General features: G+C 61.8%; 20 protein-coding genes. 13 read left to right on the top strand and 7 right to left on the bottom strand.

The window, feature by feature from the left end; all coding sequences use genetic code 11:
- Position 1: 1 nt before the first annotated feature.
- The 5 genes from M2497_RS11145 to M2497_RS11125 are packed head-to-tail and all read right to left on the bottom strand — an operon-like array spanning position 2 to position 4,549.
- Positions 2 to 1,138, bottom strand: a complete 1,137-nt coding sequence (locus M2497_RS11145; RefSeq protein ID WP_248487466.1) for a hypothetical protein — start codon at positions 1,136 to 1,138, stop codon at positions 2 to 4.
- Positions 1,135 to 1,860 (bottom strand): SDR family oxidoreductase, encoded by a 726-nt coding sequence (locus tag M2497_RS11140; protein ID WP_248487463.1) that lies wholly within the window; start codon positions 1,858 to 1,860, stop codon positions 1,135 to 1,137. The genes M2497_RS11145 and M2497_RS11140 overlap by 4 nt, the downstream gene beginning before the upstream one ends.
- A gap of 10 nt (positions 1,861 to 1,870) precedes the next feature.
- Positions 1,871 to 2,599 (bottom strand): sulfotransferase family protein, encoded by a 729-nt coding sequence (locus M2497_RS11135; protein ID WP_248487461.1) that lies wholly within the window; start codon positions 2,597 to 2,599, stop codon positions 1,871 to 1,873.
- Entirely contained in the window at positions 2,596 to 3,819 is a 1,224-nt protein-coding gene (locus M2497_RS11130) for a transaldolase family protein (protein WP_248487458.1), read from the bottom strand. The genes M2497_RS11135 and M2497_RS11130 overlap by 4 nt, the downstream gene beginning before the upstream one ends.
- Before the next feature lie 25 nt (positions 3,820 to 3,844).
- A complete protein-coding gene (locus M2497_RS11125) occupies positions 3,845 to 4,549 on the bottom strand; it encodes an HAD-IA family hydrolase (protein ID WP_248487456.1) in 705 nt (234 codons plus the stop codon).
- Between the two features lie 253 nt (positions 4,550 to 4,802).
- On the opposite strand from M2497_RS11125, the gene M2497_RS11120 reads away from it, so the two are divergent.
- The 5 genes from M2497_RS11120 to M2497_RS11100 all read left to right on the top strand — a co-directional run bounded on the left by M2497_RS11120 (position 4,803) and on the right by M2497_RS11100 (position 9,495).
- Positions 4,803 to 5,603: an SDR family oxidoreductase gene (locus M2497_RS11120; protein ID WP_248487455.1), complete on the top strand. Its 801-nt coding sequence runs from the start codon at positions 4,803 to 4,805 to the stop codon at positions 5,601 to 5,603.
- On the top strand, positions 5,596 to 7,422 hold the full coding sequence (locus M2497_RS11115; RefSeq protein ID WP_248487452.1) for a glycoside hydrolase family 15 protein: 1,827 nt from the start codon (positions 5,596 to 5,598) through the stop codon (positions 7,420 to 7,422). Before M2497_RS11120 ends, M2497_RS11115 begins: the two co-directional genes overlap by 8 nt.
- A gap of 49 nt (positions 7,423 to 7,471) precedes the next feature.
- A complete protein-coding gene (locus M2497_RS11110; RefSeq protein WP_071495158.1) occupies positions 7,472 to 7,945 on the top strand; it encodes a cysteine hydrolase family protein in 474 nt (157 codons plus the stop codon).
- Positions 7,942 to 8,502: a GNAT family protein gene (locus tag M2497_RS11105; protein ID WP_248487451.1), complete on the top strand. Its 561-nt coding sequence runs from the start codon at positions 7,942 to 7,944 to the stop codon at positions 8,500 to 8,502. Before M2497_RS11110 ends, M2497_RS11105 begins: the two co-directional genes overlap by 4 nt.
- 78 nt (positions 8,503 to 8,580) lie before the next feature.
- Positions 8,581 to 9,495, top strand: coding sequence for an alpha/beta hydrolase (locus tag M2497_RS11100; RefSeq protein WP_248487448.1), 915 nt, complete (start codon positions 8,581 to 8,583; stop codon positions 9,493 to 9,495).
- Here M2497_RS11100 and M2497_RS11095 read toward each other — a convergent pair.
- Entirely contained in the window at positions 9,441 to 10,433 is a 993-nt protein-coding gene (locus M2497_RS11095; RefSeq protein ID WP_248487446.1) for a GlxA family transcriptional regulator, read from the bottom strand. The genes M2497_RS11100 and M2497_RS11095 overlap by 55 nt on opposite strands.
- Positions 10,434 to 10,523: 90 nt before the next feature.
- Between M2497_RS11095 and inhA the strand changes: the two genes are divergently transcribed.
- Positions 10,524 to 11,204, top strand: coding sequence for an isonitrile hydratase (gene inhA / locus M2497_RS11090; RefSeq protein ID WP_248487443.1), 681 nt, complete (start codon positions 10,524 to 10,526; stop codon positions 11,202 to 11,204).
- Between the two features lie 168 nt (positions 11,205 to 11,372).
- Here inhA and M2497_RS11085 read toward each other — a convergent pair whose 3' ends face one another.
- Positions 11,373 to 12,002 (bottom strand): LysE family translocator, encoded by a 630-nt coding sequence (locus M2497_RS11085; RefSeq protein WP_248487441.1) that lies wholly within the window; start codon positions 12,000 to 12,002, stop codon positions 11,373 to 11,375.
- 160 nt (positions 12,003 to 12,162) lie between these two features.
- Here M2497_RS11085 and M2497_RS11080 point away from each other — a divergent pair, with 160 nt between their 5' ends.
- From M2497_RS11080 to M2497_RS11050, 7 genes are all read left to right on the top strand, one after another.
- Entirely contained in the window at positions 12,163 to 12,678 is a 516-nt protein-coding gene (locus M2497_RS11080) for a sigma-70 family RNA polymerase sigma factor (protein ID WP_179029072.1), read from the top strand.
- Positions 12,665 to 13,615, top strand: coding sequence for a FecR domain-containing protein (locus tag M2497_RS11075; protein WP_248487439.1), 951 nt, complete (start codon positions 12,665 to 12,667; stop codon positions 13,613 to 13,615). Before M2497_RS11080 ends, M2497_RS11075 begins: the two co-directional genes overlap by 14 nt.
- Positions 13,616 to 13,721: 106 nt before the next feature.
- A complete protein-coding gene (locus tag M2497_RS11070; protein ID WP_248487437.1) occupies positions 13,722 to 16,205 on the top strand; it encodes a TonB-dependent receptor in 2,484 nt (827 codons plus the stop codon).
- A 431-nt stretch (positions 16,206 to 16,636) separates the two neighbouring features.
- Positions 16,637 to 18,076, top strand: a complete 1,440-nt coding sequence (locus M2497_RS11065) for an undecaprenyl-phosphate glucose phosphotransferase (RefSeq protein ID WP_248487434.1) — start codon at positions 16,637 to 16,639, stop codon at positions 18,074 to 18,076.
- Positions 18,076 to 19,536 (top strand): mannose-1-phosphate guanylyltransferase/mannose-6-phosphate isomerase, encoded by a 1,461-nt coding sequence (locus tag M2497_RS11060; RefSeq protein WP_071495168.1) that lies wholly within the window; start codon positions 18,076 to 18,078, stop codon positions 19,534 to 19,536. The genes M2497_RS11065 and M2497_RS11060 overlap by 1 nt, the downstream gene beginning before the upstream one ends.
- 1 nt (position 19,537) lies before the next feature.
- On the top strand, positions 19,538 to 20,449 hold the full coding sequence (locus M2497_RS11055; RefSeq protein ID WP_248487431.1) for a glycosyltransferase family A protein: 912 nt from the start codon (positions 19,538 to 19,540) through the stop codon (positions 20,447 to 20,449).
- 29 nt (positions 20,450 to 20,478) lie between these two features.
- Positions 20,479 to 21,255: a polysaccharide biosynthesis/export family protein gene (locus M2497_RS11050; RefSeq protein WP_248487429.1), complete on the top strand. Its 777-nt coding sequence runs from the start codon at positions 20,479 to 20,481 to the stop codon at positions 21,253 to 21,255.
- The last annotated feature ends 9 nt before the right edge of the window (positions 21,256 to 21,264 follow it).

Genomic DNA, 21,264 nt, shown 5'->3' with positions numbered 1-21,264 from the left:
CCTACCAGGTTGAATTCTTGAAGGACAGGTACTTGCTCGCCAACTCATGGGCAAACTCGGCGGACTGTTCGATGGACATGCTGTGCTTGGAGTACCCCAGCATCGATTGCATGACGGCCATGCACTGCGGGTTGTAGGTGACGGAACCATCGCAATGGATTTCGTCGATGCCGTCCTGGCTCTGGCAGATGCTGTTGATGCGCACCGCCTCATCCTGTGGGCAGGCCTCGGAGAACTGCACCTCGATCCGCCCCTCGTGCAGTTGCACGGGATAGCCGCCCGGAAGCCCAAGAGGGCCAGGCGCATGCACCCGCACCGGCGTGGCTGAAAACAGCCCTTCGATCACCGTGACGGCGGAGCACGCCGTAAGGAACTGCCCGTCCACCCCGCCCAGGCGACGGAACTCGGATTTCACCGTAGAAAAAATCGCCTCGGCCGGCAGGCGGGGCGCCTGTGGGCGGTCGCGCACTTCATACAACAGGCGGTAGCTGGCACGCGGTGGCAGGCCACCACGCGGTACGTAGTGGCTGAAGTAATGCTGGGCGTACAGCTGCACCTGTACATCGGCCGGCGCACATTCGAGCAAACGGGCGATGGAAAAGCGCACCGCCGGAATCAGGTTGGCCACATTGCCCACGCCGATATCGGGAGCCAGGCCGACGTGCGCCAGGATCGGGTTGACCGCATCGGGGAACGCCGCGTTGACGGTTTTGGCCGAGATGCCGGAGGCCTTCACCGCCTGCATCAGGCAGTGCATCAACGTCAGGTGCATGGGCAGCCACGGCCCGAACTGGGCCTGGTCGAGCTTTTCGAACGACAGCTTGGGCAACCCGGTAATCACCCGCCACGACTGCAGCGACGCGCAGTTCACCAGCATGTCCGGGGCTTCTTCGCGCAGCAGCTGGGTCACCTTGCCGATGTCCGTAAGGTCGGCAATCACCGGCTTGATCGCAATGAATTGCCCCAGTTGCGCACACGACAGTGCCACCAGGTTGCACAGCCGGATCGTCGCTTCTTCGTTGCGGCCCAACACCACAAACTCGAACGCGTTTTTCGGCCCGAGAATCTTGAGGATTTGCAGGCACAGGTTGCCGGCGCCCACCAGCAGCAGTTTTTTCTTGCGCATCGAATGGCTCACCGTGGGTAGGCTCCGTTGTCGACCGAAATCACCCTGCCGGTGCTGTGACGCATGGCGTCGCCGACCAGCAGCATGATGACCTCGGCCACGCCGCTGGACCGGATCGGGTCCTTGAGGACCTCCTGGCGTGCGTACTCGGCGCGACGGTATTCGGGGATAGTGTCGTAGATGGCGGTGTCATGGATCAGCGCCGGGGACACCACGTTTACCCGCACGAACGGCGCAAAGTTCCAGGCATTGGCCTTGGTCAGGCCGATCACCGCCGCCTTGGTGGCGCCGTAGAGGGCATCGCAGCTGCCCACTTCACCGGCCACCGACGCAATGTTGACGATGCTGCGCGGGGCTTCGTGGATCATTTCCCGTTCGGCGAAGTCCTTGGACAGATAGACCAGTGCCTTGAGATTGACGGTGAGGATTTCGTCGATCTGCTCATCGGAATACGCGTAGACACTTTTACCGTGATAAATCCCGGCGTTATTGACCAAACCATAAATAGTGGCATGGCGCTCGTACAGTTTTGGAATAAAACCCTTGATAGCCGCCATATCGGAAAAGTCGGCAATCTGCGCTTCGAACACTTCAGCGCCGTAGAGTCGCTGTAACACATCGAGGCCTTCGGCATCCTTGTCGGCGCCAATAACGAAGTAACCCTGTTGAATCGCCATGTCCACAGTGGCCCGACCAATGCCGTTGGCCGCTCCGGTAACAATCAACTTCTTCATACAACTATCCTTATTGGCAAAATTCGTTCATGCGCGCGTAGAAAGTCCGATGGTATTCATACATCGCTTTTAACTTCGGGTATTGGTCAAGGGCGTTCATATCAATATGTTGTTTATCCGGCGTCACAATGCGCTCACTGTTTTCCGCCGCAGCATGCCAACGACGCCAGGTTTTCCATTGTTGCGGGCACTCGCGCTTCCACGTCATGGCGTGCGGCAGAAACTCAATACCCAGGTAATCGCATAACTTACGAATCACCCGCTCGGGTGCGGCAGCCAAATCATCGGCATTAATCACATAGGGCACTTTGCCCGTGAGCTTTGTAACCACACAAAAGATGTCGTAGAGGGCTTTATGCCCAATGGCCTGCAACGGCATATCCGGATGCACCCGATGATGGGAAACAATACTGCTGGCCGGTTCGCGGATAAGAAAGATATTGTCCTGTTGCGCAAGAAACCCACTGTCGACTTTCAAATCATCCAGGCAGTGGTAGCACATGTCTTTATGAAACACGTTGCTGCGCTCACGCGCGGTCAACAGATGCTGTTTTATACCCTGGTACGTCGTGGGCAAACTGTGATCCCACTCATCCGAAGGGATCGCCGAGTCCTCGGAAAACGCCATGTGCGCAAACGGCTCGTGGAAGACCTCAAAATCGCCCCGCTCGATAAACACACGTTCCAGCACGGTGGAGCGCGAACGTGGGTGTGCCCATAACCCGATCATCCGGTTCATGCGATCACCCCGAATTCAGCGGCCAGCAACGCGTTGAGCGCGCGCTTGAAGGGCTTGGTCACCGGGCAGAGCCGAACGCAGTAATCGGCCAGGCGCCGGTGCGCGCTGTTGGCCTCGTTGCAGGCGTTGATAAACGCCTCGTGGTTGCCAAAGTCGTACGGCTCGATGCTGTCGACAAAGTAGGCTTCGTAGAAGTACGGGATACGGATCAGCTTGGCGAATGTCGACGCTGGCGGTTTCTGTGGCCCGGCAGCAGGCACCACCGGTTTGCCGTGGCTTTCGCGCTCGATGAGGAACTCAACCACGTCCGGCGTCAGCGTGTAGCAGGTTGCCGCATGCCCGGTCTTTTCCAGGTGCCAGCAATGCTTGTTGCCTCGCTCGTCCACATCGACTTTGATGCTGGACAGCAGGGTTTGGACCGGCACGCTCGCGGCCGCCACCAACGCCTGGACCTGCTCGTAGATCATCAGCTCGGCCCAGCGCAGCTCCTCGGCGCTGAATGCCAGGCCACGCTCCGCGGCCTGCAGCGTGAGTTCGGGCTGACAGGCGAAACGCCCGATCATGAAGGTGATCACGTACTTGCAGTGGGCAGTATCGATCCCATTGCTGCGCGCGGTCGCCATGCCCCGCTCGATGGCCTGGATGCCGGCCTGGAACTGCGCAACCGTGAAGCAGAAGGTGATATTGATCGACGCGCCCTGGGCGGCCAGTTGCTCGACGGTCACCAACCCCTCCAGACTGCCGGGCACCTTGACCATCACATTCGGTGCGAGGCGATGCAGTTCCAGCCCCCTGACGGTCATGCGCTCGGTGCAGCGCACATCCACAGGGTCGACCTGGGCTGAGATCCAGCCTTCGACCTGCGCCGATTGAACCCACAACGGCTGGAGAGCCGCCGCCCCTTCGACGATGACCTCGTTATACAGCTGTTTGTGCAACTGGCTGGGAGACAGGCTCGCCAGGTTTAAGCGCGATGACCAGTATTCGCGCTTTTCAAGGATAACGGCGGTCACCAACCGGGGATTGGTGGTCACACTGCACAGGCCCCTGGGTTGGGAGAAATCGTCCGGCATCAACGCATCTATATAAGCTGCGGCCGCCGGGTACTTATCCAGCAAGTGCTGTTTGTAAGGCAGGTAGACAGCGGGCGATGAATCCCACCATACCTCTGAAGATTGATCGTTGCGTTTAAGTCTTTCCAGGTAACCCAGTGTATTCACAATGCCTCCTCCCTGAGTAATAAGGTCAATTGAAAATCGCCAGTACTTCGCGCATGTCGGCGATCGGTAATGCGCCGGCAGCCGCTAACTGTGCATGCCGGTGCGGTGGACCAAAACCCAATACTTTTATATTGGCAGCGACGGCCGCCTGAATACCCGTGACACTGTCTTCAATAACCAGCGCCTCACTCACGGCAATGTCGTAAGTTTCACAGGCCGTCAAAAACACCAATGGATCAGGCTTCCAGCGACCCAGTTCATAACAACTGAATATTCGCCCTTCGAAATAAGAAAATAGCCCGGCAATACGCAAACAGTGTTCTATCTTGCTGCGGGGTGCGCTGGAGGCAACACAACAAGGAACCTGCAAGCCTTGCAGTACTTCAACAATTCCATCCGTCGCTGTTAAACCCTGTGTCAATGCTTCCAGCGCTTGCTTGCGAAAGCGCTGTTCAAACTCATGATCCAAGCGAACATTTAAAATCTGTTCAGCCTCACGCAAACAATCCGCGATCCTTCGCCCACGAAAGTGTTCGATAAAATAGGTCACATCCAGTGTTGTATTGCCCTGCGCAAGCGCATTAAGCATGGAGATCAACACAGACAGGGTGATGTCTTCACTTTGGACGAGTACACCGTCGCAATCAAAGATCACTAACTTCGGCATGCCAACTAAGGCAGCGGTTTTTCCCTGAACTGGTAGTTCCCCTATATCGGCCGAAAGGCACATAGACACCTCTTGTAAGTGGCCCCGCGATGACATCCGAACTACCAACGGAGCGGGTTGAGGTGTGCCTATAAGACACGGCGCCAAAAAGCCTGTCAAACGCTTTTAAGCGGTTTTTTAGTATCTTATGGTTATTTTTTATAGTTCTGTTATTCCATTTTCCACCATGGTTGTAGTCGCTAAATTCACACGGCTGAACTTCCCTTGCGCACCGTCAGTCAGCTACTTGAACTCACGAAATAAAGGTCGGTGAGCAATGCGTATCTCGTTGGAGCAACAAGTGGCGCTGGTAACCGGCGCCAGTTCCGGAATCGGCGCCGGCGCGGCCAAGGCTCTGGCACAAGCCGGAGCGGCCGTGGTGCTGAATTACAACAGCCAGGCTGCCCCGGCCGAGGCATTGGCCAAGCAGATCAACGCCGAGGGGGGCCGAGCGATTGCCATCGGCGCCAACGTCTCAATAGAAGAAGAGGTAGAACGGCTGTTTGCCCAGGCCCTGGATGCCTTCGGCCACCTGGACATCCTGGTGGCCAACTCCGGCCTGCAGAAGGACGCCAACCTGGTGGACATGAGCCTCGACGACTGGAACACGGTGATCGGCGTCAACCTCACCGGCCAGTTCCTGTGTGCCCGTGCCGCCGTGCGTATCTTCAACCGCCAAGGCGTACGCGATGGCGTATCGCGGGCAGCCGGCAAAATCATCCACATGAGCTCGGTGCACCAGTTGATCCCCTGGGCTGGGCATGTGAACTACGCGGCGTCCAAGGGCGGCGTGGAGATGCTGATGCGCACCCTCGCCCAGGAAGTCAGCGAACAGCGTATCCGCATCAACGGCATCGCACCGGGGGCGATCCGCACCGCGATCAACCGTGCCGCCACCGAAGGCGCAGCGGAAAAGGAACTGCTGAAGCTGATTCCTTATGGACGGGTCGGCGATGTGGAAGACGTGGCCAACGCCGTGGTGTGGCTAGCCAGCGATGCTTCCGATTATGTGGTCGGCAGCACGCTGTTTATCGATGGCGGCATGAGCCTGTATCCGGAGTTCCGTGGCAATGGTTGATTTGAAGAGCGAACAACAAAGCCCCATTGATGCCCACGGCATCATCGGTGATATGCGCAGCGCGGCACTGGTGAACGACAAAGGCAGCATCGACTTCTTCTGCTGGCCGGAATTCGACAGCCCGTCCGTCTTCTGTTCGCTGCTGGACAGCCCCGATGCCGGCATCTTCCAACTCACTCCGGACCTGCCCAACGCGCGTCGCGAGCAGATCTACCTGCCCGACACCAACGTGCTGCAAACCCGCTGGCTCAGCGATGATGCTGTGGTAGAGATCACTGACCTGCTGGCCATCAGCGAAGAAATCGACGACCTGCCACTGCTGATACGCCGGGTGCGGGTGGTCAGCGGCACGGCCGAGATTCATCTGCGCTGCGCGGTGCGGCATGACTATGCGCGCACGCCTACACATGCAACCGTCGACAACGGCACCGTGTGCTTCAGTGCCGACGGCCAGCCCGGCCTGCGCCTGTCCGGCAGCCATCCGCTGCAGATCCAGGACGGCGCTGCCATAGCGCGCTTCACCCTGGAGCAGGACGAAGGTGCCGAGTTCGTCCTCGGCGGCCAGGACGACGAACGCGTGGACAGCGGTTGCACCGACCTGGCCCTGGCCCACACCTTGAAATTCTGGCGCGGCTGGATCGCGCAATCGAACTACCGAGGGCGCTGGCGCGAAATGGTCAACCGCTCGGCCCTGGCGCTCAAGCTGCTGACGTCGCGCAAACACGGCGCGATCATCGCCGCCGCCACCTTCGGCCTGCCGGAAAGCCCCGGCGGAGAACGCAACTGGGACTATCGCTATACCTGGATCCGCGATGCGTCGTTCACCGTCTACGCCTTCATGCGCCTGGGTTTTGTCGACGAGGCCAACGCCTATATGCGCTGGCTCAAGGGCCGCGTCAGTGACTGCTGCGGCCAGCCGACCAAGATCAATATCCTGTACGGCATCGACGGTCGCCAGGAGCTGCCGGAAGCCGAGCTGGACCACTTCAAAGGCCATGGCGGCGCCAGGCCGGTGCGCATCGGCAATGGGGCATTCGACCAGATCCAGTTGGACATCTACGGTGAACTGATGGACGCGGTGTACCTGGTCAACAAGTACGGCGAAGCCATCTCCCACGAAGGCTGGAAGCACACCGTGGAAGTCGCCGACCAGGTCTGCGAAATCTGGAACACCCAGGACGTGGGTATCTGGGAAATGCGCGGCGAGCAGCACCACTTCCTGCATTCGCGACTAATGTGCTGGGTAGCGCTGGACCGTGCCATCCGCCTGGCGTCCAAGCGTTCACTGCCGGCGCCATTTGCGCGCTGGGACCAGACCCGCCAGGCGATCTACGCCGACATCTGGAGCAACTTCTGGAACGAGGAGCGCGGGCATTTCGTGCAGCATATCGGCAGCACGGCGCTGGACGGTTCGATGCTGCTGATGCCGCTGGTGCGCTTTGTCGCGGCGACCGATCCGCGCTGGCTCTCTACCCTGGAAGCGATCCAGAAAAGCCTGGTGCGCGACGGCATGGTCTACCGCTACCGCAACGACGACAGCCAGATCGACGGACTGCAAGGTACCGAAGGTGCGTTTGCGGCCTGCTCGTTCTGGTACGTCGAATGCCTGGCCCGCGCCGGCCAAGTGGAAAAAGCCCACCTGGAATTCGAACAACTGCTGCGCTACGCCAACCCCCTGGGTTTGTACGCTGAAGAGTTCGACAACCAGGCCCGGCACCTGGGCAATACGCCCCAGGCCCTCAGCCACTTGGCGTTGATCAGCGCGGCGACGTTCCTGGACCGCAAGCTCAGCGGGGAGAAAACCACCTGGCAACCCTGAAATAGCCTGTGCACAATGGGCAGCCCTCCAGGCCACGGACAGGAACACCATGCGCCAGGTACTGCTGATCATCGATGTGCAACCCTCGTTCAACCCTCCCGCGTGGCTGGTGGACGGCATCAATGCCCTGCTGGGCCGCATGCCGTCAATCGCCACCGTGGAGCGTCACGACGAGCGCATCACCCCCTTCACCCGGCAACTTGGCTGGCAACCGGCACCGGATGACCAGAGCCTGATTGCGGCGGACCGCATCTTCATCAAGCACGGCTACGCGCCGACACCCGAGACCGTCGCCTACCTGAAAAGCCTGGCCCCCGAACGCGTGCTGGTGTGCGGGATCCAGACCGACACCTGCGTGCTGGCGGCAGGGTTTGCGTTGTTTGATGCCGGGTTGCAGCCGACGTTGATCAGCGATCTGACCATGGGCTCGTCGCTGGATCGGTCGGGGCAGTTGGGGGTGGACTTGTGGCGGCATCACTTTGGGCACGTGGTTGATCGAGACCAGGTCGCTGCCACCTTATGACCCCCTTTCCTACCCTGCACACTCAACGCCTGCAACTGCGGGAGTTGGTGACCCAAGATGCCCAGGCGCTGTTCGCCATCTACCGCGATACCGACAGTATGCGCTGGTTCGGCGCTGACCCGATGACCGACATTGCCCAGGCAAAGCGCCTGATCGAGACCTTTGCCCAATGGCGTACCCAACCGAATCCGGGAACCCGCTGGGGGCTGGAGTTCGAGGGCCGGTTGATCGGCAGCTGTGGCTTGTTCAAGTGGAACCGTGGATGGAACAGTTGCTCGCTGGCCTGTGAGCTTGCACCGCAATTCCGAGGCGAGGGTCTGATGAGCGAAGCGCTGCGCACCACCCTGGAATGGGGTTTCAGGCAGATGCATTTGCAGCGGGTGGAAGCGCTGGTTCATCCACATAACCACGCGTCCCGGGCGCTGCTGGAGCGTCTTGACTTCAAAGCCGAAGGAAAACTGCGAGAAGCCGGATTCTGGAACGGCCAGCGACATGACCTTGAAGTGCTGGGGCTGCTGGCGCGGGAATGGCCGTATCAATCCAGACTGGACAAGTAAGCCCACAGTCTCAAAACCCACCCCTTCCCGTCACACCTTTCGGCTAGAGTTCCAGCATCTCTGGCCATTTGATGAACCATGACCATGACACCCCCACCGCTCTACGTACGCACGCCAATGCTCGATATAGCCTATGAAGCCCATGGCCCCATCAACGGCCAACCAGTGATCCTGCTGCACGGCTTCCCTTACGACCCACGTGCCTATGACGCGATTGCACCGGTACTGGCCGGGCTGGGGTACCGGGTGCTGGTGCCCTACCTGCGGGGTTACGGCCCGACTCGTTTTATCAACGCACAGGTGATGCGCTCCGGGCAGCAGGCGGCGCTGGCCCAGGACCTGCTGGATTTCATGGATGCACTGGCGATCCCGCAGGCCACGCTGGCCGGGTACGACTGGGGCGGGCGCGCCGCGTGTATCGTCGCGGCGTTGTGGCCCGAGCGGGTGCGCGGGCTGGTGACCGGGGATGGCTACAACATCCAGGCCATCGCCAAGTCGCGCAAGCCCAGGGCACCGGTGACGGAGCATCGCTTGTGGTATCAGTACTACTTTCATACCCAGCGCGGCGTGGACGGCTTGACCGCCAACCGGGGCGAACTGTGCAAGCTGTTGTGGTCGCTGTGGTCGCCGTCCTGGGCCGAGGGGCCGGGGCTGTATGCGCAGACCGCGCCATCGTTCGATAACCCGGATTTTGTCGAGGTGGTGATTCACTCCTACCGTCACCGCTTCATGTACGCACCCGGCGACCCGGCGCTGGAAGCCATCGAGCAGGCCCTGCTGTTGCAGCCGGCGATCTCGGTGCCGAGCATTTCATTGTGCGGTGCCGATGATGGCGTGGGTCCGCCGCCCGACGTGGATGATGACGTGGAGCATTTCAGCGGGTTTTATCGGCGCCAGGTGTTGCCGGGAGTGGGTCACAACATCCCTCAGGAAGCACCTCAGGCCACACTGGATGCGGTGTTGGAATTGCTCGGCGAAAAACGTTCACGATAAGCCTGGGGCGTCACCGACATGGCGCGCAGAAAGCTGCGGCGCAGGGTTTCTTCGCAGCCGAACCCACATTGCACGGCAATGCGTTTGATCGAGGCACTGCTATCAGCCAATTGCCGGCGCGCGGTTTCGACGCGGATGAGTTCGACGGCACGCGCCGGGGTCTGGCCGGTTTCGGCGCGGTAGTGGCGCACAAAGCTGCGCTCGCTCATGCCGGCCTGGGCGGCCAGGGTCGGGATGTTCAAATCCAGGGTGAGGTTTTCAGCCACCCAGGCGTGCAGGTCGGCGAAGCGGCTGTCGTCTTTTTGCAGGGACAGCGTCACGCTGAATTGCGACTGGCCACCGGGGCGCTTGAGGAACACCACCAGGTGCCGCGCCACTTCCAGGGCTACGGCGCGGCCCAGGTCTTCTTCCACCAGCGCCAGGCACAGGTCGATACCGGCGGTGACACCAGCGGAGGTCCAGACGGCGCCCTGCTGGATGAAGATCGGGTTGGACTCCACCGTCAGCGCAGGGAACTTGCGCGCCAGCTCTTCACAACGGGTCCAGTGAGTAGCCACGCGGCAGCCGTCGAGCAGGCCGCTGGCGGCCAGCAGGAAAGCGCCGGTGCACACCGATGTCATGCGGCGGGTGTGTCTGGCTTTCTCGCGCACCCAGTCCACCAGCGCCGGGTCTTCAGCTGCGCCATACACGCCCCAGCCCCCGGCAATCACCAGTGTGTCGCACGGCGCATCAACGGCGGGCAGCGGCTCGGCCACCAGCGCCAGGCCGGCGGAGGTCATCACCGGCTGCGCTTGCGCGGCGACCACCGATACCGCGTAAGGCAAAGGTTCGCCGCGCTGGCGCGCCAGGTCATTGGTGGAGGCGAACACCTGCAGCGGCCCGGTGACATCGAGCACCTGGGCGTTATCAAAAGCGAGTACATGGACGATTCGAGGCATGATTGGCGTGATTCGTGGGTTCAATGGCGTATTCGCCAAAGCCTAGGCCTCTAGAGTGAAGCCGTCCACCCCTTTAACGGAGCTTCATTCATGACCTTGCAGATCGGCTTTCTGTTGTTCCCCGGCATCCAGCAACTGGACCTTACCGGCCCTTACGACGTACTGGGTTCCCTGCCGGACGTGAAGTTGCACCTGGTGTGGAAAGACCTGGCCCCCGTCACCTCCAGTACCGGCCTGGCGTTCACCCCGACCATGACCTATGCCGACTGCCCGCGCCTGGATGTGATCTGCGTACCCGGCGGTTCCGGCGTCGGCGCCTTGATGGAAGACCCGCAGACCCTGGACTTCCTCAAGACTCAGGCCCAGACCGCACGCTACGTGACCTCGGTGTGCACCGGTTCGCTGGTACTCGGTGCGGCGGGTTTGCTGCGCGGGCGCAAGGCGACAACCCACTGGGCCTACCACGACCTGCTCGCCCCGCTCGGCGCCATCCCAGTGCAAGAGCGCGTTGTACGCGATGGCAACCTGCTGACCGGTGGCGGTATCACCGCCGGGATCGACTTTGCCCTGACCCTGGCGGCGGAGTTGTACAGCGAAGCGGCGGCGCAGTTGGTGCAATTGCAGATTGAATACGCGCCGGCACCGCCGTTCGATGCCGGCCGCCCGGACACCGCGCCCAAGCATGTGCTGGATGAGGCCAACAAGCGCACGGCTGAGTCGCGCCGCGTGCGTGGGGAGATCGTTGCTCGGGCGGCGGCGCGGTTGGGTTGATACGCTTTCTCTGTGGTGAGCGGGCTTGCCCCGCGTTGGGCTGCGTAGCAGCCCCCTAACGGTGACTGAGTTTCTTCAGACACTCCACAGCGCCAGGTTTTGGGGCCGCTTCGCGCCCCAACGCGGGACAAGCCCGCTCACCACAACAAGCTCGCCAAACACATTTAGTCAGGCCGGGCGCGACATCACCGCCAGGCGCACCGCCAGCACTGTCAGCACCATCGCCAGTCCCCATTTCTGCAACCAGGCGCCTTTCGAGCGCCTGGCGAAGAACCGGCTCAGCGCCCCGCCAAACACGCCCAGCAGCAGATGAAACACGCCCGCAATCAAGGTCAGCACGCCCCCCAGCACCATCAACTGCACGGCGATGCCCCCCGCCTCGGGCCTCACGAACTGCGGCAGGAACACCACGAAAAACAGCAGCGCCTTGGGGTTGAGCAAACTGTTGAGCATCGCTTGCAGAAACACCCGGCCCAGCGGCACGCGGCTGACGGGGCCCGCACCCAGCCCAGGTTTTTTCTGCAAGGTCTTGAACACCAGCCACAGCAGGTAGATCACCCCCGCGTACCGGATCACGTCAAACGACGGCGGCCAACTGGCGACCAGCGCCGTCACCCCGGTGGCGGTCAAGGCGGTGAGCAGCACGTCGGCCACGCCAATGCCCAGGGCCGACGCCATCCCGCCGCGCCAGCCGTGGGTCACGCCGTGGCTGATCACAAAGGCCATGTTCGGCCCCGGGGACAACAGCAACAACAGCACAGCACCGGAAAAAACCACCAGGGTCGCCAGGTCGATCATGCTCAAGCCTTCCACCAGGAAAAGCCTGCAGATTAGTCGGCGCACCGGGAGCAAACAAAAAATTGTGCTGGATACAGTGCGCGCCGGGAATTGCGAAGGGCCACGAGCAACGTCTAGAATGCGAAACATTATCAATTAAGACAGCTGCGCCAGGATGCCCATGTCGAGCGATCACCCACTGGACCACGCCGCCATCGGCCAGCTTTACCAGGCCCATCATTCCTGGCTGCGCGGCTGGTTGAGCCGGCGCACCGGTTGCCGTGAACACGCTGCCGACCTGGCCCAGGAAACCTTCGTACGCCTGCTCAACGCGCGCAAGCAGCAAACCTTGCAGCAGCCGCGCGCCTACCTGAGCAGCATCGCCCGCAGCCTGATGATCGACCAGTACCGCCGCCGCGAACTGGAGCGCGCCTACCTGGAAAGCCTCGCGCATTTTCCGCAACTCGAAGTGCCGTCGGAAGAAACCCGCCTGCTCATTCTCGATAGCCTGGAACGCATCGACCGTTTGCTCGACCAGCTCAAGCCGCGGGTGCGCGAAGCCTTCCTGCTGGCGCAACTGGACGGCCTGACCTGTGTGCAGATCGCCCTGCGCCTGGGTGTGTCCAAGGCCACGGTGGAGCGTGATTTGTCCAAAGCGCTGCACGCCTGTTACCGGTTGCGTTATGCCGAAGGCTGACCCGCGCCTGGTGGACCAGGCCATCCAGTGGATAATCAAGCTGCGCTTCAATGTAGCCGACGATGCCGACACCGCCGCGTTCGAACACTGGCTGCACGCCAGCGCCGAAAACCAACAGGTGTGGCAGCAGGTGGCCGCGATGAATGACGACTTCGGCCAACTGCCGGCCCAGGTCGGTCGGCATGCCCTGCACGGGGCGCGTCAACGTATCTCCCGTCGCGAGGGCTTGAAACTGCTCGGCCTGGTTGCGGGTGCCGCCGGCTTGACCTGGTTGGGCCGCGACTACACGCCACTGCCCGCACTGATGGCCGACTATCGTACGACCACGGGCGAGCGGCGCTGGGTGGCGCTGGACGATGGCAGCCGGATCCAGTTGAACAGCGCCAGCGCCATCGACACAGCCTTCGATAAAGAGCGACGCCTGGTGCACCTGCGCCAAGGTGAAATACTGGTCAACACCGGTACCGACCACCGACCGTTCTGGGTGCAGACCCGCGACGGCTACCTGCGCACCCTTGGCACACGCCTGCTGGTATGCGAAGAAACCCAGGGCACACGGTTGGCGGTGCAACAAGGCGCGGTGGCGGTGTTTGCCGACAGCCATGCGACCAACGCCCGCCAGGTACTCAAGCCCGGCGAGCAGGTGCTGTTCAACCGCAGCGGCATTCGTCCGGTTGTCGGCAACGGCCTGGACCCCTGGGCCTGGAGCGACGGCGTGATCAGCGCACACGCGATGCGGCTGGACGACTTCCTCGCCGAACTGGCGCGCTATCGCAACGGCCTGGTGCGTTGCAGCGAGGCGGTGGCCGGGCTGCGGGTGTCGGGGACTTATCAACTGGACGACACCGATCAGGTGCTGAGCCTGGTCGCGCAATCACTCAAGCTTGATGTCACGTACCGCAGCCGCTATTGGGTGACGGTTTCCGCGCGCGCGTAACCTTTCAAAAAATAAATGAGGTGAATTCTCATTGCCGCTCGACCTGTAAGGAAAGGCCGATCAACAGGCCGGTTCTGTCCACTTCCTTCAGGAGCACCCCGCGGTCATGCAAGCGTTCCCCTCCCAACGTTCACCCCTCAAGCGCGCCGTGCAGGCGGCCTTGCTCGGCGTCTGCCTGAGCAGTGCCCTGCCCCTGTCCGTGATGGCCGAGACACCGGCCAGCGCCACCCAGGCCCGTGACTGGAACATCGCTGCCGGCGCCCTCGCCGCTGCATTGGATCAGTTCGCACGCCAGGCTGGTATCAGCCTGTCCTACGACGCCACCAGCGTCGCCGGCAAGACAAGCCCGGGCTTGAGCGGCCGCCTTGATCCTCAGCAAGCGCTTGAGCAATTGCTGCGCGGCCAAGGCCTTGAAGCCCAACGCCAGGGCAACAGCACATGGATGCTATTGCCGCAAGTGGCCGCCACCGGCGCGCTGAGCCTGGGCGCTACCCTTATCAACGGCGAACGCCTGGGTGCCAGCACCGAGGGCACCGGCTCCTATACCACCGGTGCGGTCACCATCGGCAAGGGCGAACACAGCCTGCGGGAAACCCCGCAATCGGTGAGCGTGATGACCCGCCAATTCATGGACGACCAGAACGTCACCACCATCGACGACGTGATGGAGCGCACGCCCGGCATCACCTCCTACGAGTCGCCCATGGGTGGCAAGTATTTCTACTCCCGTGGTTTCAAGATGCTCGGCCAGTACCAGTACGACGGCGTGCCCCTGGACATGGGCAAGGACTACGTCCAGGCCGACAGCTTCAGTGCGAACATGGCGATTTATGACCGCGTGGAAGTGCTCAAGGGCGCCGCCGGCATGCTCAAGGGAGCCGGCACCGCCAGCGGCGCGGTGAACTTTGTGCGCAAACGGCCACAGGCCAAGCCCACCACCAGCCTCTCGCTGTCGGCGGGCACCTGGGACAACTACCGTGCCGATCTCGACACCGGCGGCCCACTGAATGACAGCGGCACGCTGCGTGGCCGCGCTGCCGTGAGCCAGCAGGATCGCGGGTCCTACATGGACATCGCCAAGCGCAAGGACCAGGCGTTCTACGGTGCGCTGGATTTTGACCTCACACCTGACACGACCCTGGGCGTCGGCGCCAGCTACGAAGATGTCGATGCCTCCCCGTGCTGGGGTGGCCTGCCGCGCTACGCCGACGGCAAAAGCGCCAACCTCAGCCGCTCGACCTGCCTTGGCCAATCCTGGAACGACTGGCAAAGCCGGCGTGCCACGTTCTTTGCCGACGTCACCCACCACTTCAACGATGACTGGAAACTCAAGGTCTCGGCAGTGCACAGCCGCAACCTGCAAGACACCAAATACGCCGCCAGCGAAGGCACCATCAACTATGGCGACCCGGCGCCGACGGCCAACTCCTATGCAGCGCTGATGGACTACGACCACAGGGACTACGGCCTCGACGCCTATATCGACGGCAAGTTCGAAGCCTTCGGCCTGGAACACGAAGTGATCCTCGGCGCCAACGGCAGCCGCGGAACCCAGGACGACGTCTATGCGATCCAGAACCTGCCCAGACGCCAGAGCATCTACCAGCCCGACCACCACTTCCCGGAACCGGCCAACAGCACCTTCTGGCCGAACATGTACCGTGGCGGCACGGTCAAGGAAACCGCCACCCAATACGGTACTTATGCCACCTTGCGCCTGCGCCTGGCCGAGCCGTTGATGTTCATCGTCGGCAGTCGCGTGAGCTGGTACGACAACCGGCGCGAGTCCTATAACCTGGGCTGGGGCGAGTGGTCCCTGCAAGATGCGCACACCAAGGAAACCGGCGAGGTCACGCCGTTCGCCGCACTGATCTACGACCTCAACGAGCACCTCTCGGTGTACGCCAGCTACGCCGATATCTTCCAGCCGCAAAGCTCATATGCCACGGCCGATGGCGCGGCGCTCAAGCCGAAAATCGGCGACAACTACGAGCTGGGTATCAAGGGCGAATGGTTCGATGGGCGCCTCAACAGCTCCCTGGCATTGTTCCGTGCCATCGAGAAAAACGGCGCCGAAACCGACTACAACAGCTTCTGCCCGACCTCTGCCGATGGCTATTGCTACACCGATAAAGGCAAGGTGCGCGCCCAAGGCGTGGAGGCCGAAATCAGCGGTGAAGTGCTCGAGCGCCTGCAACTGTTCGGCGGCTACACCTACACCCAGACCAAATCCCTGAACACCATTGACAGCACAAAAGAAGGCGGCGTCTCCAACACCTATGTGCCTCGACACATGCTGCGCGTGTGGGGTGACTACCAGCTCGATGGCGCACTGTCGAAATGGAGCGTGGGCGCCGGAGTCAATGCCCAGAGCAGCAACTACCGCGTGCAAACCATCAAACTGGAACAGGCCGGTTACGCCACCTGGAACGCGCGCGTGGCGTATCGCCTCGATGACACCTGGACCGTGGCGCTCAACGGCAACAACTTGTTCGATAAAAGTTATTACAACACGGTCGGTACCGCCTCCTGGGGTAACTTCTACGGTGAACCGCGCAATTTTACCGTGAGTTTGAAAGGCAACTTCTGAGCCGATGAAAGCCCCGGCGGCAGGGCACTTAGTGCGCCCTGCCGCTCCCTCTTTGTCCCCCTTTCCTACCTCGCTTTGAAAAAGGTTTTTCCTTTAAGCAGGAAAAATCTGACATTTGTTCCTACACTCAAAAACACACCCAATCACCGAGTGTTCGGACAAGGAATGTCAATAAAATGCCGCAAAAAAGACTGATTAACCTGTCTAGTATGCCGCCTCCGCGCCACTGTCAATTCGTTGACTGAACACACATCAAAGGAACACTCCTTTAGTCACTACCCCGCAAAACCCAGTCAAATGGATAGCCGCATTTGGAATGGCTAGTTGCGTATTACCCAGCGTAGTCGTTCGACCCTAGTTCTAAAGCAAGCCAGCGCTTATTGAACAAACCGTCGAACAGTGAAGGCTGGAGTGCAATGAGGGATGTTTGTATGCGAGAGAAGTCGTCCGTCGACAGCCTGTTCTTAACGCGCGCCGGTTTTGTTGAGTTCTTTGTTGTTTTCGTCAAGTTGGTCCATGGCCTGACGGCCATTCTGCCCCCGCTGGTCCTGGTGCTTTTCCTCGACCCGATGGCCCCTGAGCTGCGTGCCCACTTCCTGGGCCTGCTGGTATTTTTTGCGGTCCTCACCATTATTCTGTTCCAGGCGCTGGGCATCTATTCCGAGGAACTGTTCAGTAATCGCCTGCGCCTGAAAACCAAGATCAAGGCCTGGACGGCAGCCTTTTGCATCCTGCTGTTCATGTACCAGATCCTGCAGTTCTTCCCGCAATTGACCCCGCGCAACCTGGCGGTCTGGTACGTCGCCAGCCTGGGGCTGTTATGCCTGGAGCGCCTGCTGATGCTGCGCCTGTATCGCAAGCTGATGCGTGCCGGCAAATTCCTGCAACGCACGGTGATCCTGGGCTTTACCGACACCGCCGTACACGTCGCCGATCACCTGCTGCGCAACGGTGACATCCGTTCCGGCCTGGTCGGGTTCATCGACGACCGCACCGAGCGCATTCCCAAGGAACTGAGCAACCTGCCCCTGCTGGGCAACACCCGCGACCTGGAAAAACTGATCCGCGCCGAACAGGTCAACCAAGTGATGATCTGCCTGCCCTGGGCCGCCGAGCAGCGCATCCATGGTTTGGTCAACCGCCTGCGGCAGCTGTCGGTGAACGTGATGCTGGTGCCGGACATGGCTGCCCTGCGCTACGGCCACAGCAAGATTACCGACGTGGGCGGCATCCTGATGTTCAACACCTCGCAGTTGCCGCTGCGCGGCTGGTCGCCGGTAATCAAGCGCTGCGAGGACTTGCTGCTGGCCAGCCTGGCGCTGGTGTGCCTGTCGCCGGTGATGCTGGCGACGGCGCTTGCGATCAAGCTCGATTCCAAAGGCCCGGTGCTGTTTCGCCAGAACCGCTACGGCTACAACGACAACGAAATCCGCGTGTTCAAGTTCCGCTCGATGTACACCGACCAGAGCGACTTCACCGCCGAACGCCAGACCACCCGCGAAGACCCGCGCATCACCCGCGTGGGCCGCATCATCCGCAAGACCAGCATCGACGAGCTGCCGCAACTGTTCAACGTGCTGCTGGGCAACATGTCCATGGTCGGCCCGCGCCCGCATGCCACCGCGACCAAGGCCGCGGGCATTCCGTTTGAAGTGGCGGTCAGCGAATACAGCTCGCGGCACCGGGTCAAGCCAGGCATCACCGGCTGGGCGCAGATCAACGGCTACCGGGGTGAGACCGACACCCTGTTCAAGATCCAGAAACGGGTCGAGTACGACCTGGAGTACATCTCCAAGTGGTCGGTGTGGTTTGACCTGTACATCGTCTTCATGACGGTACCGGCCGTCCTTTCCACCAAGGAAGTCTATTGATGAACACACTCAACGGATTAATTCCCTGCATCATTTCCGGTGGTTCGGGCACGCGGCTGTGGCCGGTGTCCCGGCAGAACATGCCCAAGCCGTTCATGCGCATGCGCGACGGCCAGAGCCTGCTGCAGAAAACCTTCCAGCGCGCAGCCAAGCTGCCGGGTGTGGAAAGCGTGTTGACGGTGACCAACCGCGACCTGCTGTTCCGCACCCTGGATGACTACCGTCTGGTCAACCAGGCCCACCTGCCCCTGGACCTGCTGCTGGAGCCGTTTGGCCGCAACACGGCGGCGGCGATTGCCGTGGCGGCGTTGCATGTGCAGGAACATTTCGGCGGTGACGCGCAGTTGCTGGTGATGCCCGCCGACCACCTGATCCTCAATGAAGTGGCGTTCGCCGAGGCCGTGACCCAGGCCCGCGACCTGGCCGAAGCCGGCTACCTGGTGACCTTCGGCATTCAGCCGGATCATCCGGAAACCGGCTTTGGCTACATCGAACAGGGCGAGGCGCTGGGCACCGGCTACCGGGTCAAGCGCTTCGTGGAAAAGCCCGACCTGGCCACCGCCCAAGGCTACCTCGACGGCGGCAAACACCTGTGGAACGCCGGCATGTTCTGCTTCAAGGCCAGCACCCTGGTGGACGAACTCGCCGCCCATGCACCGGACGTACTGGACGCTGCCCGCGCAGCGCTGGAGCACAGCCAGCATCTGCAGAACAAGACCTCACGCCAGCGCGAGCTGGACGCGGACGCCTTCGGCAGTGCGCCGGATGTGTCGATCGACGTGGCGCTGATGGAAAAGTCCAGGCAAGTCGCCGTGGTGCCCTGTGACATCGGCTGGAGCGACATCGGCTCGTGGGAAGCCCTGCGCCAGCTCACCCCCAGCGACGCCCATGGCAACCAGGTCAATGGCGAAGCGATTCTGCATGACGTGCACAACTGCTACATCGACTCGCCCAAGCGCGTACTCGGCGCCGTGGGCGTGCGCGACCTGATCATCGTCGACACCCCTGACGCCCTGCTGATCGCCGACGCCCACCGCAGCCAGGACGTGCGCTACATCGTCGCCGAGCTCAAGCGCCAGAACCACCCGGCGTACAGCCTGCACCGCACCGTCACCCGGCCGTGGGGCACCTACACCGTGCTGGAGGAAAGCAGCCGCTTCAAGATCAAGCGCATCGTGGTCAAGCCGCAGGCGTCGCTGTCGTTGCAGATGCATCACCACCGCAGCGAACACTGGGTAGTGGTCAGCGGTGCGGCGCAGATCACCAACGGCGAGCGTGAATTCCTGATCAACGCCAACGAGTCCACCTACATCCCCGCCGGGCACAAACACCGCCTGACCAACCCCGGCATCATCGACCTGGTGATGATCGAGGTGCAGAGCGGCGAGTACCTGGGCGAGGACGACATTGTGCGCTTCGACGACATCTACGGGCGCGCGCCCGCAGAAGTGAAGAAATGACATGCTCACCTCACTGATCATCCCGACCCGTAACGCCTCCAGCCATCTGGGCCGCCTACTGCCGGCGCTGAAGATGCAAACCCTGCAACCTGACGAGATGCTGGTGGTGGACAGCGCCTCCAACGATGACACCGCGGCGCGCTTTCGCGAATTCGGGGCGCGGGTCGAGGTGATCGACGCACGTGACTTCAACCACGGCGGCACCCGGCGCTGGGCCAGCGAACAGGTGGGCGGCGACGCGCTGATCGTGATGACCCAGGACGCGATCCCCGCCACCCCGGAAACCTTCGCCAACCTGCTCGCCGAATTGCAGCAGGACCCGCTCAACGGCGTGGCCTACGGTCGCCAGTTGCCGCACCCCGACGCCGGAGTACTGGGTGCGCAGTCGCGGCACTTCAACTACCCCGAACACAGCCGCAGCAAAAGCCTGGCCGATGCGCCGGAGCTGGGGATCAAGACCTGCTTCAGTTCCGACTCGTTTTCCGTGTACCGGCGCAGCGTGCTGGAGGCGGTGGGCGGTTTCCCGGCCGATGTGATCGGCAGCGAGGACGCCTACGTGGCGGCGCGCATGCTGCTCGATGGCTACAAGGTGCGCTATGCCGCCACGGCATTGGTGCATCACTCCCACGATTACAAACTCATGGATGAGTTTCACCGCTACTTCGACATCGGCGTGTTCTACGGCCGCGAGCCATGGATCAAGCAGGCCTTTGGCGACGCAGGTGGCGAAGGCAAACGCTACGTGCTGGCTGAACTGGCGGCCTTGCGCAAGGCCGGCGCCCTGCACCGTGTTCCCGAAGTACTGGTGCGCAGTGCGTTCAAACTGCTCGGCTACCGGCTGGGTCAACTGGAGCGTCGCCTCCCCCTCGCCCTCAAGCGGCGCATCAGCATGTTTCCCGGTTATTGGAGGTGAGCATCATGACCTACAGGAAGTCCCCCTTGATGAAACGAACCCTGCTCGTCGTGGCCATGATGGCCCTGGCCGCCTGCAACACGCCGGCACGCATCGTCCCGCCCGACAGTGACACCGTCGAGGCCGGCAAGCGCGCCCTCGACCAGCTGGCGCAATTGCCGCCGGCGGTGGAACGCATCCGCATCGGCGACCAGTTGCGCATCGTGCGCGATGCCGGCGAGATGCCGACACTGTCGGCGTTCAACGTCAGCACCATCTATGAGCTGACGCTATACACGGTGCAGACCGACGGCAAGATCAACTACCCGTTCCTGGGGCCGGTGCAGGTCGCCGGTCGCCAGCCGTCGGAACTGGCCACGGAGTTGACCGGCAAGCTCGCGCCCATCTACCGCGAACCGCGCGTGACGGTGAACATCAACCAGGCACCGAGCGGCTCGATCATCGTCGGCGGCGCGGTGAACAACCCGACGGCGGTGCAGATCGCCACAGCCAACACCCTGGAACAAGCCATCATCGGGGCCGGCGGGGTCAGCCCGGCGGGCAACGCCAGCATGGTCGCCCTGCTGCGCGAAGACGCCCAGGGTGCCTATCGCGCGTACTTCCTGGACTTCAGCCAACTGCTCAAGACCGGCCCCAACGGGCGCAAACCCGTGCGCCTGCAACGCGGCGACGTGGTGTTCGTGCCCAAGTCCAACGTGGGCGAGCGCATCCAAGGGGTGGATACCTACATGAACCAACTGATCCCGTTCACCAAGTCGATCGGGGTTGGCTACAACTACACCCGAACCAGCGGCGGCAACAACTAAAGGAGCGAC

The organism is Pseudomonas sp. CYM-20-01, assembly GCF_023169845.1.
In the GTDB taxonomy this organism is placed as follows: domain Bacteria; phylum Pseudomonadota; class Gammaproteobacteria; order Pseudomonadales; family Pseudomonadaceae; genus Aquipseudomonas; species Aquipseudomonas azotoformans.
The sequence above is the reverse complement of the archived record's forward strand: the minus strand, read 5'-3'. Positions and strand labels throughout refer to the sequence as shown.

Coding starts and splice junctions, on each gene's coding strand:
- M2497_RS11070 (WP_248487437.1), top strand. CDS start 13,722: ATGCAAGCGTTCCCCTCCCAACGTTCACCCCTCAAGCGCGCCGTGCAG.
- M2497_RS11055 (WP_248487431.1), top strand. CDS start 19,538: ATGCTCACCTCACTGATCATCCCGACCCGTAACGCCTCCAGCCATCTG.
- M2497_RS11050 (WP_248487429.1), top strand. CDS start 20,479: ATGAAACGAACCCTGCTCGTCGTGGCCATGATGGCCCTGGCCGCCTGC.
- M2497_RS11095 (WP_248487446.1), bottom strand. CDS start 10,433: ATGCCTCGAATCGTCCATGTACTCGCTTTTGATAACGCCCAGGTGCTC.
- M2497_RS11120 (WP_248487455.1), top strand. CDS start 4,803: ATGCGTATCTCGTTGGAGCAACAAGTGGCGCTGGTAACCGGCGCCAGT.
- M2497_RS11135 (WP_248487461.1), bottom strand. CDS start 2,599: ATGAACCGGATGATCGGGTTATGGGCACACCCACGTTCGCGCTCCACC.
- M2497_RS11060 (WP_071495168.1), top strand. CDS start 18,076: ATGAACACACTCAACGGATTAATTCCCTGCATCATTTCCGGTGGTTCG.
- M2497_RS11080 (WP_179029072.1), top strand. CDS start 12,163: ATGTCGAGCGATCACCCACTGGACCACGCCGCCATCGGCCAGCTTTAC.
- M2497_RS11075 (WP_248487439.1), top strand. CDS start 12,665: ATGCCGAAGGCTGACCCGCGCCTGGTGGACCAGGCCATCCAGTGGATA.
- M2497_RS11115 (WP_248487452.1), top strand. CDS start 5,596: ATGGTTGATTTGAAGAGCGAACAACAAAGCCCCATTGATGCCCACGGC.
- inhA (WP_248487443.1), top strand. CDS start 10,524: ATGACCTTGCAGATCGGCTTTCTGTTGTTCCCCGGCATCCAGCAACTG.
- M2497_RS11065 (WP_248487434.1), top strand. CDS start 16,637: ATGCGAGAGAAGTCGTCCGTCGACAGCCTGTTCTTAACGCGCGCCGGT.
- M2497_RS11110 (WP_071495158.1), top strand. CDS start 7,472: ATGCGCCAGGTACTGCTGATCATCGATGTGCAACCCTCGTTCAACCCT.
- M2497_RS11100 (WP_248487448.1), top strand. CDS start 8,581: ATGACCATGACACCCCCACCGCTCTACGTACGCACGCCAATGCTCGAT.
- M2497_RS11125 (WP_248487456.1), bottom strand. CDS start 4,549: ATGTGCCTTTCGGCCGATATAGGGGAACTACCAGTTCAGGGAAAAACC.
- M2497_RS11085 (WP_248487441.1), bottom strand. CDS start 12,002: ATGATCGACCTGGCGACCCTGGTGGTTTTTTCCGGTGCTGTGCTGTTG.
- M2497_RS11140 (WP_248487463.1), bottom strand. CDS start 1,860: ATGAAGAAGTTGATTGTTACCGGAGCGGCCAACGGCATTGGTCGGGCC.
- M2497_RS11105 (WP_248487451.1), top strand. CDS start 7,942: ATGACCCCCTTTCCTACCCTGCACACTCAACGCCTGCAACTGCGGGAG.